Here is a 17,201-nt window from a genome sequence, read left to right on the forward strand (position 1 = left end):
GGTGGCCTTCAGCAAGGAATCGGAATGCGAGTCGCACAGGTTTCTCCGTTGTACGAGCGCGTGCCGCCGCTGGCCTATGGCGGAACCGAGCGCGTGGTCGGCTGGCTGACCGACGGCCTCGTCGAACGCGGCCACGACGTGACGCTGTTCGCCAGCGGCGACTCGTCCACCGCTGCGCACCTCGTGCCCGGCAGCGCGTGCGCCGTGCGGTTGATCGAGAACAGCGCCGACGCGCAGGCGTTTCACTTCGCGATGCTGGAAGAGGTCGTGCGGCGCTCCGCCGAGTTCGACATCGTGCATTTCCACACCGATTACCTCGGCTTCCCGTTCGCGCGCCGGCTGGTTTGCCCGAGCGTGACGACCTTGCACTGGCGCATGGACGTGCCCGGCCTGGCCGACCTGTACCGCCAATTCGCCGACATACCGCTGGTCTCCATCTCGAACGCGCAGCGCGCGCCGGTGCCGTGGGCGAACTGGCGCGCGACCATCGGTCATGGCTTGCCCGAGCGGCTGTATCGCTTTCGCGCCGAAGCGGGCGGCCATGTTGCATTCCTCGGCCGTATCGCGCCGGCCAAGCGGCCCGACCTGGCGATCGAGATTGCCGCGCGCGCCGGTGTGCCGATCGAGATCGCCGCGAAAATCGACAACGGCGACCGCGACTACTACGAGAAGCGCATCGCACGCCTGTTCGACATGCCGCACGTGCGCTTTCGCGGCGAACTCGACGACGCGGGCAAGAGCGACTTGCTCGGCGGCGCGCGCGCGTTGCTGTTCCCGATCGATTGGCCCGAGCCGTTCGGTCTTGTGATGATCGAGGCGCTGGCATGCGGCACGCCGGTGATCGCGTTCGGCAACGGCTCGGTGACGGAAATCATCGAGGACGGCGTGACCGGCTTCATCGTCGATTCGGTCGAAGAAGCCGTCGCGGCGGTGAAGCGTGTCGGCATGTTGAGCCGCGTCCGTTGCCGCGAGGAATTCGAGCGGCGCTTCACGGTTCAGCGAATGGTCGACGCATACCTCGGCGTCTATGAAGAACTCCGCAACGCGCGCAGAGCCGGCGAGTCTCGCGGTACGCGCGAGGCGGACATGCCCGCGCCGATGCAAGCCGCTGCTGCGCCTAAGTAAGTCGAATGAGTGAGTCGAATGAGTGAACCGAATGAGTCAATCGAAGGAGGAAAGAGGATGCGATTTTTCGCCGTTGCGACCGACTACGACAACACGCTCGCTTCCAACGGCCGCGTCGGCGACGCGGCCTGGGCCGCGCTCGACCGGCTGCGCGCCTCGGGGCGGCAAGCCATTCTCGTCAGCGGACGGGAACTGGATGATCTTCTGAATATCTGTCCGCGGCTCGACGTGTTCTCGCGCGTCGTCGCGGAAAACGGCGGCGTACTGTACGACCCGTCGAGCGGCGAACGCCGCCTGCTCGCGCCCGCGCCGCCTCCGCGCTTCGCGGAAGAATTGCGCAAGCGCGGCCTGCGCGATTTCAGCGTCAGCGAAACGCTCGTTGCGATGATGCGGCCCAACGAACAAACCGCGCTCGCGGCCATTCGCGATCTCGGCCTCGAATTGCAGATCGTTTTCAACGGCGACGCGGTGATGATCGTCGCGCCGGGCGTCTCGAAGGCGAGCGGATTGCAAGCGGCGTTGAACGATCTCGCGCTGTCGCCGTTCAACGTGGTCGCGATCGGCGATGCCGAGAACGACCATGCATTACTCGCTGCATGCGGTTTTCCGGTGGCCGTGGCGAACGCCTTGCCGGCCCTGAAGGAACACGCGGTCTGGGTCACGCGCCAGGCGGCCGGCGCGGGTGTCGCCGAGTTGGTCGACGCGCTCGTCGCCGACGATCTGCGCAGCCATGCGAGCCCCGCGATGCGCAATCAGGTGACGCTCGGCCGGCGCCGCGACGCGCCCGACGAAGCGCCGCTCGGCTTCCCGGCGCACGGCACGATGGCGTTGCTGGTGGGCGAGTCGGGCTGCGGCAAGTCCACCGCGACCGCCGGCTTGCTCGAACGGTTGACCGCCGCCGGCTGCCAGTTGTGCATCATCGATCCCGAGGGCGACTACGGCGGCGACGACAGCATCATCGCCGTGGGCGACGCGCACACCGCGCCGCCGCTCGACGAGGTATTGCAACTCTTGCGGCGGCCCAGCGTGCCGGTTGTCGCGGCCAACTTGCTGCGGGTGCCGCTGGATGAGCGGCCGGGCTTTTGCGCGGCCTTGCTGCTGCACATCCAGCAATTGCGTCTGCAAACCGGCCGCCCGCATTGGCTGGTGTTCGAGGAAGCGCATCATCTGTTTCCCGCGGATTGGGCGGGCGTCGCGCAGACGATTCCCGAGGCGCTCGAAACCGCGCTCGCGATCACGGTGTCGCCCGATCAGGTGTCGCCCGCGTTCCTGCGCCAGGTGAACACGGTGCTCGCGATGGGGCGCGACGCTCGCGCCGCATTGGCGCAATTCGCGGCGGCGGTCGGCCGTCCCGCGCCGACATCCGCGGCGTTGCCGTCCAAACCCGGCGAAGCGTTGTTGTGGCGCATCGACGACGAGGCGCAGCCGCCTTGCGTCGTTCTGCTCGAACCGGGCAACGAGCATCGCCGCAGACATCGCCGCAAGTATGCCGAGGGGATGCTGATTCCCGAGCGCAGCTTTTACTTTCGCGGCCCGCAAGGCGCGCTGAATCTGCGTGCGCACAATCTGATTCTGTTCCTCGAGATCGCCGAGGGCGTCGACCCGGCGACGTGGCAATTCCATCTGGAGCGCGGCGATTATTCCCGCTGGTTCGAGAACGAAATCGGCGATGCCGAATTGGCGCAGGAGGCGCGGCAGATCGAACGGGATCGTCACCTCAGCCCGGCGGAGAGCCTCGACTTGATTCGAGCCGCCGTGCAGGCGCGCTATACGCAGCCGGAAAATCCGTCGCTGCCGGCCATACTGTCCAGTTCGACGCAAACGGGACAGGCGGCGGGCGAAAATACACAAACGCGCCGTTAGATTTCAGCGCTCAGCCGCAAGCGCATCGCCATGCGGGGAATGGATTTTGCAGCGCCTCGGCAATCTCATTGCCGGAGCCAGCCGATGACCAGTGAATCGAAGAAACCGCTCGAACAACGGCGCCGCCTCGGCGGATGGCTGCCCGATAAGGAAGCCGAACTCGTCGCGTTCAGGAAGGAACTCGCGCGGCGGGCGCGGCAACGCGCGGCCAGCGCGCCGCGCACCCACGTGGTTGATGAACTGCGTGCGTTGATCGAAGGCGACACGGTGCTGCGAATGAATCTGAGCCGGGCGATCGACCAGGCGCAGTCGGCCGGCTACGAACTCGGCTATTCGACGATCGGCGAGCTGATCGACATCATCGACTACGTGACGACGTATGCGCCGCCCTTCAGCGAGTCGAGCCTGATTCACTGTCCGCTCAACGCGCTGCTCGACTGGCCGATGTGCATGCCCTCGGGGTATGCCGTGTTTCGCGACCCGGCGTTCAACGCGCGACTCAAGCGCGTTCTCAACGTGTGGTGCGGTTTCCTGAGCGGGCCGCATTCGAGAATGCACCTGAACGACTCGCCGGATGGATGGTTCTGCGAGGAGGCGCAACGGCGGCTGGGGATCTCGCAGTTCCTGTGCGATCCGCACGAACCGCATTGGGGCTTTGCCTCATGGAACAGCTTTTTTACCCGCCAGTTCAAGCCCGGCGCGCGCCCGCTCGCCGAAGCGGCGGATAGCAAGATCATCGTGAGCGCCTGCGAGGCATCGCCGTATGAAGTGCGGCACGGCATCAGGTTCGAGGACAGTTTCTGGCTGAAGTCGCAGCCGTACTCGGTCAGGGAAATTCTCGAACGCAGCCCGCGCGAGCTCGCCGAGCGCTTCGTCGGCGGCTCGATCTATCAGGCTTTCCTCAGCGCATTCAACTATCACCGTTGGCATGCGCCCGTTGCCGGAACGATTCGTGAAGCGTACCAGGTGGATGGGACCTACTATTCGGACGCGGAGTCGGAAGGCGAAGACCCCGGCGGGCTGAACGATTCGCAGGGCTACACCACGGCGGTCGCCGCGCGCGCCGTGATCGTGATCGACTGCGACGATCCGGCGATCGGGCAGGTGGCCTGCGTTTTCGTCGGCATGGCCGAGGTGTCGTCGTGCATGATCGACGTGTTCCCAGGCCAGCACGTGAGCAAGGGCGAGGAACTGGGCTTCTTCCAGTATGGCGGCTCGACCTACTGCCTGATATTCGAACCGGACGTGATCCGCGGCTTCGTCGTGCAACCGCCTTTCGACAACGCGCAGCCGATCCGGGTCAACGCGCATCTCGCGACAGCGCGATAGCGCGATAGCACCGCGGCAGCGCTGCGAAAGCGCGTGGCCGGAGAGGCGCGCTCAATCGATTTCGGCCGCCGTCTGCGCGATGCTGCGCACGGCGCTCACTGCCGACTCCAGCCGCTGCAGGCTCGCGCGCAGCGGCGCGGTGCTGCCGTGGCCGTGCTTCTCGCTGTGAGCGAGCGCTTCGCGCAGCAGAACCACGCGTTCCTGCAAGCGGCGTATCGACGCCCACAGCGCGTCTTCCGTGCCGTCTTTCTGCGCATGAGCCAGCGAGAGTTCGGAGAAGGCGTGGCCCGTATGGCACCGGAAGCGCAGCGGCTCGCCATCGTCGAGCCGCCACAGGATGCCGCCGCATTCCGGACAGGTGAGCGCGCTGCGTTTGCCGATCGCATCGAGATCGGCGGGCTCGGAGCGCAGGCCCAGCGCGATGCGGCTTTCCAGCGCGGCTTTGTCGGTCGAGTGTTCCATCGTCGGGTTCTCGGGTGCGGGGGCCTTCACCGCGGCAACGATCGCATCGCCGAGCCTGTCGATCGGCGCGATGACGTCGACGCGGGTGGCCCGCAATGCGCTGCGCGGCATCGACGGGGCGACGCAGTCGGCCGGGTCCTGAACCATCGCGACGCCGCCGGCGGCCGTGATCGCGCGCAAGCCGGCTGCGCCGTCGTCCAGATCGCCGGTGAGCACGACGCCGATCGCGCGCGAGCGGTATTCGACGGCGGCCGAGCGGAACAGCGGGTCGATCGCCGGCCGGGCGAAGTTTTCCTTGGGGCCGTGCGAGAGCCGCACGCGGGTCTGATGAATCAGCATATGACGGTCGGGCGGCGCGACGTAGACCGTCGACGGCAGCACCGCCTCGCCATCCCGCGTATCGGCGACGCGCAACGCGGTCTCCCTCTGCAACAGTTGAGGCAGCACGCTGTCCCAACTGCCGATGTGCATCACGATCAGCACGGCCGCGTCCATGTCGGGCGGCAAGGATCCCACCAGCGTTTTCAGTGCCGCGAGACCTCCAACGGAGGCTCCAACGACGACGACTCTTTTTGCAGTCATGTCGGCCTTATGTTCGTCACCTTTGAACCGATGACTCGCAATTTTCGATCCGCCAGGTATGAACGCCGTCGGCAAGGCCTGGCAGCGCCTGAAAGCGGGAGACGCAGCCCGCCGCGGCACGCGCCGGCCATGCGCGCAGACGGCTGCGGCTTGCCGGCACTTTGCAAACCTTACCCGCTTGCAGTGAAGAGGCGCTGGAGCGGCCCATGGCCGATCGACGGGCCGCTTTCGGGCCATCTCGGCTTCGCGGCACAAGCGTTGCTCCACGGCGGATGAAGCGACCGTAATGTGGAGATGCGCATGGCACACCGGGACCCGTCCCGCACGCAAGACGGCGCGCCGCCCATCGACGCCGCGAACGGACCCTCCGTGAATGGGCCCGCGACGCACGACAGCCCGCGCGCGAACGAAGACCCGTCTGTCGGGCCGGCCGTCCCCGGCGAAGCCGGCGAAGCCGGTGGAACGATGCATCTGACGCATCGGGGCGTCGACGTGACGGTGAGCGCGCGGCAGAACCCGCAGGGCGCATGGGTGGACGTGATCGTCGCGTCGCAAGCGGGCAAGCCGTTCGCGTTGCCCGACGCGCAGCCCATCACGCCTGAATGGCTGACGCGCGAGGAAGCGTTGCGCGCGGGTGTCGAACGCGCCTGTTTCCTGATAGACCGATGCCTGCGCGACAGCGGCCCGGACCGTGACGTGCTCGATTGGGAGGCCAGGCAATGACTCTTCTCGCCAGCATCATGCGCCGCGCGCTCGTGTCGGGCAGCGCGGCGGGCAGTGCCGCCGCCGTCGCCGCCGCGGCGCGCGCGCCCGCGGAAGGCAGCACGCCTTACGCGCCGATCAACGCGGTGACGCACAGCTTGTGGCCGCGGCGGGCCTTCAGCGAGACCGGGCCGAGCGCGCGTTTCACGTTGACCGGCCTCGCGATTCACCAGGCCGCGGCGGTGTTCTGGGGCCTGCTGTTCGAAGCCCTGCTGGCGCGCCGGCAAAACACGCACGGCGCGCGTCCCGGCGCCGCGGCGATCGCGGCGGCGGCCGGCACCACGGCGGCAGTGGCTTACGTGGTCGACTATCACGCGGTGCCGAAGCGGCTCACGCCCGGTTTCGAGGCGCACCTGTCAGGGCGTTCGATGTTTTTGATCTACGCCGCGCTTGCGGTCGGTTTCGCGGCGGCCGCGCTTCGCCGCAAAGAATAAACAGCGTCCGCGGCAAAGCGGAACGCCCACCCTTCCCGCGCCGGCGCATGTTGCGATGCTTGCGGGTTCGCATCAAGGAGACCGTCATGGAGTTCAAGTACAAGTCCTGCACGATTCACGCGACCGCGAGCCTCGACGGCGACGCGATCGTCGCCAATGCGCGAATCTATATGCCGTCAGCGGACGATTGCCCGGCCGACGATACCCATGAGATGGAGTTCCACCGCGATTTCCTCGATGAACACGAGGCGATCGAATTCGCGCACGAGCGCGCCGTCGCGTGGCTCGACGAACATTGGGACGCGGAGCTGGACCGTCCGGTTGGCGCATAGCGAAGCGCGCTAGTTGCATAGCCGATAGGCGCCCATGTCCAGATGGAAATGCGCGCGGTGCAACGCGTCGTAGTCGGGACCGAGCACGGCATTGAACACGCTGCAAGCGCCGTCGTGCGCAAGCTTGACGAACGCGCCCGCGCGCGTGTCGCTCGCCCAGTCGCGGGCGACCGTGATCCGCGTGCCGTCGGTCAGCACGAAGCCCTCGATATCGATCGCATTGGCGAACGCATGCTGGCTGAGCGAGCCTTGCGCGGCACGGGCGACGTTCCTGCACGCGTAACTGCCCACGTGCAGAATCTGCCGCACGTCCTCGCCATACACCGCGCGCGCGGCCGGCTGCAAGTAGTGGCGGTCGTACATCGCAAGGCCGAGTGCGAGCGGGCAGGTGGCGAGAAAACGGCTGTTCACCCGCGCTTCGTCGAGGCGCTCGACGCGCAGCGCGTCATGCAGCGCGCAACCTTCGGGCGTGGCCTGATCGGCGACCGGCGCATACGTCAGATGCGAGGTGTTCAACGCGGCGCGGCAGGCCTGCGGATCGCGCGTCGCGCGCCACAGCTTCCACGAAGTCAGCGGGCCTGGCGGCGCCTGAACGTTCAACGGTGCAAACGGATTCCAGCGCTCGGGGATCGATACGCGCTGAGTGGCGACGAGCCACGCTCCCACGAGCGCGGCGCCGGTCAATGCCAGCAGGAATGCCACCAGGAATGCCACCAGGACAAGGCGCAGCACGCTACGCGGCATGCGCTCGCAGCGACGCGGCGGCGCTCACAGCGCGCGGCACGCTTCCGCGCACGCACGGCAGGCGTCGCTGCATGCCTGGCAATGCGCCGGAGGATGACGGCCGCATTCGTCCGCGCAGGCATCGCAGATTCGCGCGCACAGGTCGCAGAAATCACGCATGAATTCGGTGTCGCGGGCGAGCGCCGCCGACGTGAACCGGCACAGCGACGCGCAGTCCCGATCCAGCCGGATGCACTTTTCCATCTCGGGCAGCGCGCCTTCGGCGATGCACGCCGAAGCGCAGTTCTCGCACGCCCTGGCGCACTTGTCGAGTGCTTCGATGCAGCGGTCGGCGTCGTTCATGGTCGACTCTCCTAGGGATTGGCGGCGCGGGGGCCGCGAGCGTTGTAAGTACTTCCCGGGCGGTTGAATATTTGACCGCGCTTTGACCGCGCTTTGAAATCACGGACGCGCGATCGATGTGGCGTATCGACCCACGCGGCCGATTCCTCGCCGGATGCCCGTTGCAGGCAAGCAGCATCGACTGTTCCCACGCGGCGCATCCCGCGCATTTGGCACGCGCATTGCTCGTCAACAGGCGTGACATGTCGAGCGATCGAGCGTGCCTCGGGCGCCCGACGAACAGGTGCCGGCCGGCATCGTGAAGCGCGCAGTTTGACGAACTCAACTGGAGGTCATCATGCCGTTAAAGAGAGGAACTTCAAGAGAGACCGTCTCGCACAACGTCAAGACGGAAACCAAGCATGGCAAGTCGCAAAAGCAGGCGGTCGCCATTGCGTTGAATCAGGCGCGCAAGTCGGGCGCGAAGATCCCGAAGAAGAGCGGCAAGTGAGTGCCGCCGCTCGCGCGTCATCCTCAACACGGGAGTCGTTATGAGCAATACCAAGCAGTCCAACACCCAGCCGGCCAACCCGAAGGAGCCGGCCAAGGAAAAGGCCCAGCAGCAACAGAACCAGCAGAAAGCGCCGCAGCACCAAGGCGGCCAGCGGCAGCCTTGAGTCCAACGGGGAAATGAGCGGTGCGCCGTAGCGGGCGCACCATGAGTCGCGCGCGGCGCTTGAACGGCCGCGCGTTTTTTATTGGTACTTTCCCCAGCGCCGCCGGGCTCATCGCCCCGCCAGGCCGAGGCACGCGCCGCACGATCCCCGCTCCCGCCTGGCGGGCCACGCGTCATTCGTTCGTCATAACGTGACGTCATGGACCCTCAAACAATTCCGGCGTTGTCGCGGCAAATTAGACTCACTATATTTTGATCAAACGCGCGGTATAAAGGCCTGCTCCTCTTTGCGTTTCCCGCATCGCCACTGTTTTTGCCGCCGGCGCGAGGCGCCGACGAAAGCCGCATTACATAGACGATATTTTTTGCTCACCCGTTCGCTCACCCGTATCGAGGACAAAGTCGTGATCAAGAAGCCAACGTTGCGCCCGCTTGTCGCTGTTCTGATCCTTGGCGTCGCGAGTCTCGCGACTGTGTGTCCGACGCCCGCGTTCGCCGCGGGAAAAATCACGTTCGTCTCGCAAGGCGGCACGTATCAGGAAGCGCAGACCAAGGCGATTCTCGACCCGGCGGCGAAGCTGCTGAACATCACCGTCAACCAGGACAGCATTCCCGACGCGTGGCCGCAAATCAAGGCGCAGGCCGCCACCGGCAAGCCGATCTGGGACGTGGTGGATACGCCGACGTCCAACTGTCTGCGCGGCGGCCGCGAGGGTCTGCTGGAAAAGCTCGATTTCTCGAAGATCCCGAACGGCGCCGCGATGCCGGAGAAATACCGCACGCCGTACTCGGTCGCCTATGAGTTCTATTCGACGGTCATCGGCTACAACAAGAAGACGTTGAAGAAGGTGCCGCAAAGCTGGGCCGATTTCTGGAACGTGAAGGCGTTTCCCGGCTCGCGCGCGCTGCGCAACGATCCGCAGACGGTGCTCGAAGCCGCGCTGCTCGCCGACGGCGTGCCGCGCGACAAGCTCTATCCGCTCGACGTCGATCGCGCGTTCAGGAAGCTTCAGCAGATCAAGCCGGACGTGACCGTGTGGTGGACCTCGGGCGGGCAGTCCGCGCAATTGCTGCACGACGGCGAAGTGGACATGACGATGATCTGGAACGGCCGCGCGAGCGCCGTGCGCAAGGACAATCCCGATGTCGACTTCACCTTCAACGACGGCATTCTCCAGAACACGCAGTTGTGCGTGCTGAAGAACGCGCCGAATCTCGCCGACGCGATCAGGTTCGTCAACGCCGCCGTCTCGCCGGAATTGCAGGCGAATCTGCCGCGTTATATCGACTACGGTCCGGGCAATCCGGCCGCCTTCAAAACGGGCAAGATCGACGCGAAGCGCGCGAGCGAACTGCCGAGTTCGCCGGAGAACGCGGCAAAGCAGGCGCTCATGTCGGAAGATTGGTGGGCCTCGGATGCGGGCATCCAGGCGAAGGCGCGCTGGCTCAAGTTCATGCAGTAAGGCGGGTCTAACGCATTGACCGGCGCGGGCCGCTGAACCCAGCGGCTCGCGCGCAAGGTCGTTTCCTGTCGCAGCTTCCATCGCCCGCGTATTCATCGAACGTGATCGACTATCTGATTCTCGGCGGCGGCTCGGCCGGCTGCGTGCTGGCCGCGCGCCTTTCCGAAGACCCCGGCAAGACGGTTTGCCTCATCGAGGCGGGCCGCAATATCTCGCGTACGGACATGCCCGCGGCGGTGCGCAGCCGCTATCCGGGCCGCGCTTATCTCGACACGGCGAACATCTGGCAACGCCTGAAGGCGCGCATGAGCGCGTCGGCGACGACACGCCGCTACGAACAGGCGCGTTTGCTCGGCGGCGGCTCGGCGATCAATGCGCTCATGGCCAATCGCGGCGCGCCCGCCGACTACGACGAATGGCACGCGCTCGGCGCGCACGGCTGGACCTGGAGCGCGTGCCTGCCGTATTTCCGCAAGCTCGAACACGATTGCGACTTCGGCGGCGAACTGCATGGCGCAAGCGGTCCGCTGCGCATTCAACGCGCGAAGTGGGCACGCATCTCGCCCTTCGTGCGCGCGGTGCTCGCCACGCTCGACGCACGCGGCCACGTGCGGCGCGACGATCAGAACGGGGCGTGGGAGGACGGCACGTTCATCGGGGCGATCGCGGTGAGCGAGGCGGGCGAGCGCATTCCGACTTCGGTCTGTTATCTCGACGACGCCGTGCGGGCGCGGCCCAATCTCACGATCCGCACGGGCAGGGTGGTCGAGCGCGTGCTGTTCGACGGCAAGCGCGCGGTGGGTGCGCGCATCGTCGGCGGCGAAGCGAACGACGGCGCGGCCGAGGATGTGCTGGCCGCGCAGGTGATCGTCTGCGCGGGCGCGATTCACAGTCCCGCGCTCCTGATGCGAAGCGGCATCGGACCCGCCGCCGATCTCGCGGCGCTCGGCATCGAAGTGCGCGCGGATCGGCCGGGCGTCGGCGGCAATCTGATGGAGCATCCGTCGATCGCGGTCTCCGCCGTGTTGCCGCGCGCGGCCCGCACGCCGTTTCCCGATGAACATCACGAGCAGGCCATCGTGCGCTTTTCGTCAGGCGTGCGCGATACGGTGCCCGGCGACATGCACGGCGCGATCCTCTCGCGTTCGGGCTGGCATTCGGTCGGTTATCGGCTCGGCACGATCTTCTTCTGGGTGAACAAGTCGTACTCGCGTGGGCGCGTCATGCTCACGTCGGCGGACCCGCATGCCGAGCCCGTCGTCGACTTCAACATGCTGTCCGATCCACGCGATCTCGAACGGCTGAAGCTCGCGCTGCGCTTCGGCGCAAGCACGCTGGCCGATCCGATGATGGCGCAACATCGCGCCACGCTGTTGCCTTCGAGCTATTCGCCGCGCGTCGCGAGCGTGGCCGTGCCGGGTGCATGGAACGCGTTGCAGCGCGGCACGCTGAGCGCGCTGCTGGATATCGCCGGTCCGCTGCGCGGGTGGCTCGTGCGGCGCGTGGTCACCCAAGGCGTGACGCTCGACGATCTGCTCGCCGACGATCAAGCTCTCACGCGTTTCGTCACGCGTTCGGTGGGCGGCACGTGGCATCCGTCGGGAACCTGCCGGATGGGCGCCGCCGACGATCCGCTCGCCGTGTGCGATGCGCGCGGCGCGGTGTACGGCGTCGATGGGCTCTATGTGTGCGATGCGTCGCTGATGCCGTCGATACCTTGCGCCAACACGAATGTGCCGACCATCATGATCGCGGAGCGCATCGCGGACAGGCTGCGAGGGCGCTGATCGCCTCGCGCGCCTTCGCTTAAGTTGCCATCAATCGCCAAACCCCACGATTCCCTTCACTTCGAGAAACGCCTCCAGGCCCCACTCGGCGTATTCGCGCCCATTGCCCGACTGCTTGTATCCGCCGAAAGGCGAGCCCGCATCCCACGACGGATAGTTCAGGTATACGCTTCCCGCGCGCAACCTGAACGCCACGCGCCGCGCGCGTTCCAGGTCGGCGGATTGAACATAGGCCGCGAGGCCGAAAGGGCTGTCGTTGGCCATGGCAATCGCCTCTTCTTCGTCGCGATACGGCATGATCGCGAGCACCGGTCCGAAGATTTCCTCGCGCGCGATCGTCATCGAGGGGCGCACGTTCGCGAACACGGTCGGCTGGACGTAATAGCCGCGTTCGAGACCCGGCGGACGGCCGAGGCCACCCGCCACGACGCGCGCGCCTTCCTTGATGCCGGCCGCGATCAGCCGCTCCACGCGCTCGAACTGCACGCTGCTGACCACCGGCCCCATGGTCGTGCGTTCGTGATCGGCGGGGCCGACGCACTGCGCCTTAGCCGCGCGCCGTGCGATCTGCGCCGCTTCGTCGTGACGCGCCGCGGGCACGAGCATGCGCGTCGGCGCGTTGCACGACTGACCGCTGTTGCCGAAGCACGCGTTGACGCCCGCGGTCACGGCCGCTTCGAAATCCACGTCGTCCAGCAGGATGTTGGCCGACTTGCCGCCGAGTTCCTGGTGCACGCGCTTGACGGTCGGCGCGGCGAGCTTCGCGATCTCGATGCCCGCGCGCGTCGAGCCGGTGAACGACACCATGTCCACGTCGGGATGCGCGGCAAGCGCCGCGCCGACGCTCGGCCCGTCGCCGTTGACGAGATTGAAGACGCCGGGCGGCACGCCCGCGGCGTCCAGGATCTCCGCGAACAGCAGCGCGTTCAACGGCGTGACTTCGCTCGGCTTGAGCACCATCGTGCAGCCGGCCGCGATCGCGGGCGCGGCCTTGCAGACGATCTGATTGATCGGCCAGTTCCACGGCGTGATGAGCGCGACCACGCCCACCGGCTCGTGATTGATGAGCGTGGTGCCTTTCTTGCGCTGCCAGGCGAAGCTCTCGCAGGTGCGGATCAGTTCTTCCAGATGCCGCCGGCCGATCCCCGCCTGCCACGCATGCGCCATCGCGCGCGGTGCGCCCAACTCGCGCGAAATCGTCTCGCCCATTTCGTCGTGGCGTTCGAGAAACACGTCGAGAATGCGGCGGATCAGCGCGAGGCGTTCGGCGGGCGTGGTTTGCGAGAACGAGGTGAACGCATGTTTGGCCGCCGCCACCGCGCGATCGATGTCGGCGGGCGTGCCCATCGCCACTTCGGCAATCGCTTCCTCGGTGCAGGGATCGATGACGGGCAGGCGAGCGGCGCCCGACGGCTCGACCCATTTGCCGTCGATATAGAACTTCAGTGCATTGGTCATGGCGTAGAGGGTTTTTGAAGGATGGGCTCAGGCGCGTGCCGCGCTGGAGCGGCGGCTCACCACGACGATCATCACGAGGCACAGCGTCAGCGCGGTAAGCATCGTGCTGATCGCGGCGATGGTGGGGTCGATCTCGTCGCGCAAGGTGACGAACATGCGGCGCGTGAGCGTCTGATTGGTGCCGCCCGACACGAACAGCGCGACCACGGTTTCGTCGAGCGCCTGGATGAACACGAACACCGCGCCGGAAATCACGCTCGCCTTGATCTGCGGCAGCGTCACCGCCATGAAGCTGCGAAAGCGGTTCATGCCGAGGCTGCGCGCGACCATCTCCTGCGTGCGGTCGAAGGTGCGCAGATCCGCGCCGACCGAAATCAGCACATACGGCAGCCCGAGCATCGTATCGGCGAGAATCAGGCCGCCGAGCGTATTCACATAGCCCGCCTGCGAGTAGACGAAAAACACGCCCACCGCGACGATGATGATCGGCACCATCAACGGCAGCATCAGCAGCGTGCGCAGATAGCGCATGATCCAGTGCGTGCCGTTCTGGATCGCGTAGGCGGCGCACACGCCGAGCGGCGTGGCGATCAGCGCGGCGGCGCTCGACGCGATGAGCGTGGTGCGCGCGGCGTCGATCCACGCGGGGTTGTCGAAGAACGAGTGATACCAGCGCAGCGAGTAGGCGGGCGGCGGGAAGGTCATGAAGCGCGTGTCGGAGAACGACAGCGGCACGACGATCAGCACCGGCACCATCAGGAACAGCAGGATCAGCACGACCATTGCGCCGAGCACGATGCGTCCGAACGAGAGCCTGTTCATTTCGCCCCCAGGGTTTTTTCGAGCGGCACGACGCGGCTCGCGGCATAGAAGATCGCGCCCACGCAGACGAGCAGCACGACGCTCACCGCGCTCGCCGCGCCCCAACTGTTGTAGATCTCGACGTTGCGGCTCACCACCATCGACACCATGATCGACTTGCCGCCGCCCATCAGTTCAGGCGTGATGTAGAAGCCGAGGCACAGCACGAATACGAGCGTGACGCCGGCGAATACGCCGCTCATCGAGAGCGGCAGGAACACGCGCAGGAACACGTGCAGCGGCGAGCCGCCCAGGCTCGCGCCCGCTTGCGAGAGATTCGGCGGGATTTTCTGCATCGCCGAATAGAGCGGCAGCACCATGAACGGCAGCAGGATATGAACCATCGCGAGGATCGTGCCGAACTGGTTGTACGCGAGCTGCACGGGCCGGTCGATCAGGCCCGAGGCGATCAGCGCCTTGTTGACGAGCCCCGTGCGCTGCAACAGCACGAGCCACGCATAAGTGCGCACGAGCACGCTGGTCCAGAACGGCAGGATCACCATGCCGAGCACGAGCGCGCTGAGTTTCGGCGGCAGCGAGGCCGCGAGATACGCAACCGGATAGCCGAGCGCCAGCGTAATGACGGTCACGACGATGCTCAGCTTGAACGTGAGCAGGAACGTGTCGACGTAGGCGCCCGTGAACATGCGCCGATAGTTGTCGAGCGTGAAGCCGTCGTGCCAGATGGATTGCCACGACAGCCACGCGAGCGGGACGACGAGCAGCACCACGATCACGAGGAGCGCGGGCGTCATCAGCAGAAGCATCGTGCGATCCTCGCGCCGCTGGTGGCGCGTGGCGGGATCGGACTCGGTGGCCTGGATCAAGGTGGGTTCCTGGAGCATCCGCTTGGCGGTTGTCATCATGCACCTACAGCGTCGAGAAACTGATACCACGCGGCGACGAGCCTCACGCCCGGCGCGCGCAGCGAATGAAAGGGCACGGGGCGCAGGCCGGGCGCGGCGAGCAGCGAAAGCTCGGGCGTCTCGCCGAGCGCGAGCGCGGCGGCGTGTTGTCCGAGCAGACTCGCCATCGCGACGCCTGCTCCGTTATACCCCAGACAAAAGGTCGTGGCGTCGTCGCTACGGCCAACGTGCGGCAGCGAGTTGAACGTCATGCCCACATAGCCCGACCAGCGATACGCCACGCGCAGGTCCGCGAGTTCGGGAAAGAGCGCGATCATCGCGCGCTGCAACGCGTCGAAGCCGGTGGTTTGGCCTTCCTTGCCGAACGCGTCGCGTCCGCCGAACAGCATGCGGCCGTCCACCTTGCGGAACCACTTCATCATGCGCCGCGTTTCGGTGTAGCTGCGGCGCTCGACCATCAGGCGCGCGTCGAGTTCGGCGGGAAGGCGTTCGGTGGCGATCATCGCGCTGCGAAACGGCACGAGTTCGCGTTGATAGGGCGAGGTCGCGGGCGTGAGGTCGGAATAGGCATTGGTCGCGACGATCACCTGTTTCGCGCGCACCGTGCCGCCGGGCGTGCGCAGCGTGACCCGCGTGTCGCCGGGCGCGCGGCGCATCTCCAGCACCGGCGTCGATTCGTGGATCGGCACGCCGCGCCGCGCGATGCCGCGCGCGAGGCCGCGCACGTATTCGAGCGGCAGGATCGTGCCGGCGTCCGCGCTCAACACGCCGCCGACAAAGCCCGTGGAACCCGTCTCGCGCGTGACTTCATCGCGCGATTGCACGGTCATCGAGGTATCGCCGAGGGTCGTGCGCACCCAGTCGGCCTCGGCGCGGATCGATGCGAACGCGCGCTCGGTGTGCGCGCAGCGCAGGCTGCCGGTGTGCTCGAAGCGGGCGCGTTCGAGCCCGAACTCGTCGACCAGCGATTCGACGACGCGCACGCCTTCGTGCGCGAGCCGGTGCATGCGCTTCGCGGTGTCGAGGCCGTGCAGCGCGTGGATCGCCGGAAACGACAGCCTGAATTTCGACGACACCACGCCGCCATTGCGCCCGCTCGCGCCCCAGCCGACCGGGTTCGCATCGAGCACCACGCATTCGACGCCGCGCTTTTGCAGCGCATAGGCGGCCGCGAGGCCCGAGTAGCCCGCGCCGATCACCGCGACTTCGACGTCGAGATCGCGCGTCAGCGGCGTGCCGAGCGCCGCGCTTTCATCGGGCGATGTGGCTGCGAGCGCGCGCCAGAGCGAGTCCGGCTGGCTTAGCGGCTGGTTAAGCGGCTGGTTATCCGGCTGGTTATCCGGCTGCTTATCCGGCTGGTTATGCGGCGCGGGCATGAGGCGCGATGTCGTCGGCGCGGGCATGGCGTTACGCGGCGAGGCGCGCTTCGGCTTCGACGGCGTCCGCGAGCGCGGCGAGCGTCGCGAACCTGAACGTCGGCGTGGTGACGGCCTCGGGCACCGGCGTCGCGCCGAAGCCCTTGTTGCCTTGACGGCGCTCGATCCAGCAGGTCGCGTAGCCAAGCTGCGTGGCGATGCCGATATCGTGGTACTGGCTCTGCGCGGTGTGCAGGATTTCGCTGAACTTGTAGCCGAAGGCCGCCTGGCGGCCGCGGTTGTACGCGAAGAACTGCGGGTCGGGCTTGGCGACGCCGGTTTCGTCGCAGCACACGGTGTCGTCGAACGGATCGCCGAGCGTGTGCGCATACGCCGACAATGCGACGCGGTCCGCGTTCGTCATCGCGACGAGGCGGTAGTGCTTGCGCAAGCGCTTGAGCGCCGCGACCGAATCCGCGAACGCGGGCCATTCGAGCACGTCGCGCTGGAACGCGGCGGCCGATTGCGGGTCGTCGGGCAAATTGAGTTCCTTTGCCAGCGACAGATAGACGTTCGCCATTTCGTGGCTCGAACGTCCGGGGAACGCCGCGCGGCCGCGCATGTACGGCTCGAAGATCTGATCGTCGCTGAGGTCCTTCGCCGCCGCGCCGCCGAGGCGCCGCACGGAGGCGAGCACGCCGCGCTCGAAGTCGATGAGTGTGCCGACGACGTCGAACGTCAGGACCTTGAAATCGGTGAGCTTCATGAAATCATCCTTTTG

Annotated in this window: 18 protein-coding genes; 10 read left to right on the top strand and 8 right to left on the bottom strand. The window is 66.6% G+C overall.

Annotation, left to right across the window (positions count from 1 at the left end; translation table 11 throughout):
- Nucleotides 1-24: 24 nt before the first annotated feature.
- The 3 genes from ACTJLC_RS18535 to ACTJLC_RS18545 all read left to right on the top strand — a co-directional run bounded on the left by ACTJLC_RS18535 (nt 25) and on the right by ACTJLC_RS18545 (nt 4,317).
- Nucleotides 25-1,125 (top strand): glycosyltransferase family 4 protein, encoded by a 1,101-nt coding sequence (locus ACTJLC_RS18535; protein WP_421375724.1) that lies wholly within the window; start codon nt 25-27, stop codon nt 1,123-1,125.
- Between the two features lie 57 nt (nt 1,126-1,182).
- The gene (locus ACTJLC_RS18540; protein ID WP_310313648.1) at nt 1,183-2,988 is read left to right on the top strand and encodes an HAD hydrolase family protein; all 1,806 of its coding nucleotides are present in this window, start codon (nt 1,183-1,185) and stop codon (nt 2,986-2,988) included.
- A gap of 84 nt (nt 2,989-3,072) precedes the next feature.
- Nucleotides 3,073-4,317 carry a phosphatidylserine decarboxylase family protein gene (locus ACTJLC_RS18545; protein ID WP_310313650.1) on the top strand — a complete coding sequence of 415 codons (1,245 nt, stop codon included), beginning with the start codon at nt 3,073-3,075 and terminating at the stop codon, nt 4,315-4,317.
- Between the two features lie 51 nt (nt 4,318-4,368).
- Here ACTJLC_RS18545 and ACTJLC_RS18550 read toward each other — a convergent pair whose 3' ends face one another.
- A complete protein-coding gene (locus tag ACTJLC_RS18550; protein WP_440844814.1) occupies nt 4,369-5,361 on the bottom strand; it encodes a chemotaxis protein CheB in 993 nt (330 codons plus the stop codon).
- Nucleotides 5,362-5,661: 300 nt separating this feature from the next.
- Between ACTJLC_RS18550 and ACTJLC_RS18555 the strand changes: the two genes are divergently transcribed.
- The 3 genes from ACTJLC_RS18555 to ACTJLC_RS18565 all read left to right on the top strand — a co-directional run bounded on the left by ACTJLC_RS18555 (nt 5,662) and on the right by ACTJLC_RS18565 (nt 6,889).
- The gene (locus ACTJLC_RS18555; protein ID WP_310313658.1) at nt 5,662-6,084 is read left to right on the top strand and encodes a DUF6566 family protein; all 423 of its coding nucleotides are present in this window, start codon (nt 5,662-5,664) and stop codon (nt 6,082-6,084) included.
- Nucleotides 6,081-6,557: a hypothetical protein gene (locus ACTJLC_RS18560; RefSeq protein WP_310313661.1), complete on the top strand. Its 477-nt coding sequence runs from the start codon at nt 6,081-6,083 to the stop codon at nt 6,555-6,557. Before ACTJLC_RS18555 ends, ACTJLC_RS18560 begins: the two co-directional genes overlap by 4 nt.
- An 86-nt stretch (nt 6,558-6,643) precedes the next feature.
- A complete protein-coding gene (locus tag ACTJLC_RS18565) occupies nt 6,644-6,889 on the top strand; it encodes a hypothetical protein (RefSeq protein WP_083081416.1) in 246 nt (81 codons plus the stop codon).
- A gap of 9 nt (nt 6,890-6,898) precedes the next feature.
- On the opposite strand, the gene ACTJLC_RS18570 is transcribed toward ACTJLC_RS18565, so the two are convergent.
- Both ACTJLC_RS18570 and ACTJLC_RS18575 read right to left on the bottom strand, forming a co-directional pair.
- A complete protein-coding gene (locus ACTJLC_RS18570) occupies nt 6,899-7,621 on the bottom strand; it encodes an extensin-like domain-containing protein (RefSeq protein WP_440844817.1) in 723 nt (240 codons plus the stop codon).
- 36 nt (nt 7,622-7,657) lie between these two features.
- Nucleotides 7,658-7,975 carry a four-helix bundle copper-binding protein gene (locus ACTJLC_RS18575; protein WP_310313669.1) on the bottom strand — a complete coding sequence of 106 codons (318 nt, stop codon included), beginning with the start codon at nt 7,973-7,975 and terminating at the stop codon, nt 7,658-7,660.
- Nucleotides 7,976-8,312: 337 nt separating this feature from the next.
- Here ACTJLC_RS18575 and ACTJLC_RS18580 point away from each other — a divergent pair, with 337 nt between their 5' ends.
- The 4 genes from ACTJLC_RS18580 (at nt 8,313) to ACTJLC_RS18595 (ending at nt 11,880) form a co-directional block, all read left to right on the top strand.
- Nucleotides 8,313-8,465 (top strand): DUF6496 domain-containing protein, encoded by a 153-nt coding sequence (locus ACTJLC_RS18580; RefSeq protein WP_167363281.1) that lies wholly within the window; start codon nt 8,313-8,315, stop codon nt 8,463-8,465.
- A gap of 40 nt (nt 8,466-8,505) precedes the next feature.
- Complete coding sequence (locus ACTJLC_RS18585) at nt 8,506-8,631, top strand: hypothetical protein (protein WP_268801993.1); 126 nt, start codon at nt 8,506-8,508, stop codon at nt 8,629-8,631.
- A 403-nt stretch (nt 8,632-9,034) separates the two neighbouring features.
- The gene (locus ACTJLC_RS18590; protein ID WP_073428858.1) at nt 9,035-10,093 is read left to right on the top strand and encodes an ABC transporter substrate-binding protein; all 1,059 of its coding nucleotides are present in this window, start codon (nt 9,035-9,037) and stop codon (nt 10,091-10,093) included.
- A 101-nt stretch (nt 10,094-10,194) separates the two neighbouring features.
- Nucleotides 10,195-11,880 carry a GMC family oxidoreductase gene (locus tag ACTJLC_RS18595; RefSeq protein WP_310313671.1) on the top strand — a complete coding sequence of 562 codons (1,686 nt, stop codon included), beginning with the start codon at nt 10,195-10,197 and terminating at the stop codon, nt 11,878-11,880.
- Nucleotides 11,881-11,910: 30 nt separating this feature from the next.
- Here ACTJLC_RS18595 and ACTJLC_RS18600 read toward each other — a convergent pair whose 3' ends face one another.
- From ACTJLC_RS18600 to ACTJLC_RS18620, 5 genes are read right to left on the bottom strand one after another with little or no spacing between them, the layout of a single operon-like run.
- Nucleotides 11,911-13,338, bottom strand: coding sequence for an aldehyde dehydrogenase family protein (locus tag ACTJLC_RS18600; RefSeq protein ID WP_310313673.1), 1,428 nt, complete (start codon nt 13,336-13,338; stop codon nt 11,911-11,913).
- 27 nt (nt 13,339-13,365) lie between these two features.
- Nucleotides 13,366-14,160, bottom strand: a complete 795-nt coding sequence (locus ACTJLC_RS18605; protein ID WP_310313675.1) for an ABC transporter permease — start codon at nt 14,158-14,160, stop codon at nt 13,366-13,368.
- Entirely contained in the window at nt 14,157-15,065 is a 909-nt protein-coding gene (locus ACTJLC_RS18610; RefSeq protein ID WP_073428854.1) for an ABC transporter permease, read from the bottom strand. The genes ACTJLC_RS18605 and ACTJLC_RS18610 overlap by 4 nt, the downstream gene beginning before the upstream one ends.
- A complete protein-coding gene (locus tag ACTJLC_RS18615) occupies nt 15,062-16,441 on the bottom strand; it encodes an FAD-dependent oxidoreductase (protein ID WP_310313678.1) in 1,380 nt (459 codons plus the stop codon). The genes ACTJLC_RS18610 and ACTJLC_RS18615 overlap by 4 nt, the downstream gene beginning before the upstream one ends.
- Before the next feature lie 31 nt (nt 16,442-16,472).
- Entirely contained in the window at nt 16,473-17,186 is a 714-nt protein-coding gene (locus ACTJLC_RS18620; RefSeq protein ID WP_310313681.1) for an HAD-IA family hydrolase, read from the bottom strand.
- Nucleotides 17,187-17,201 lie beyond the last annotated feature (15 nt).

Origin of the sequence: Paraburkholderia sp. 22099 (assembly GCF_052045835.1) — a bacterium.
GTDB classification, from domain to species: Bacteria; Pseudomonadota; Gammaproteobacteria; order Burkholderiales; family Burkholderiaceae; genus Paraburkholderia; species Paraburkholderia terricola.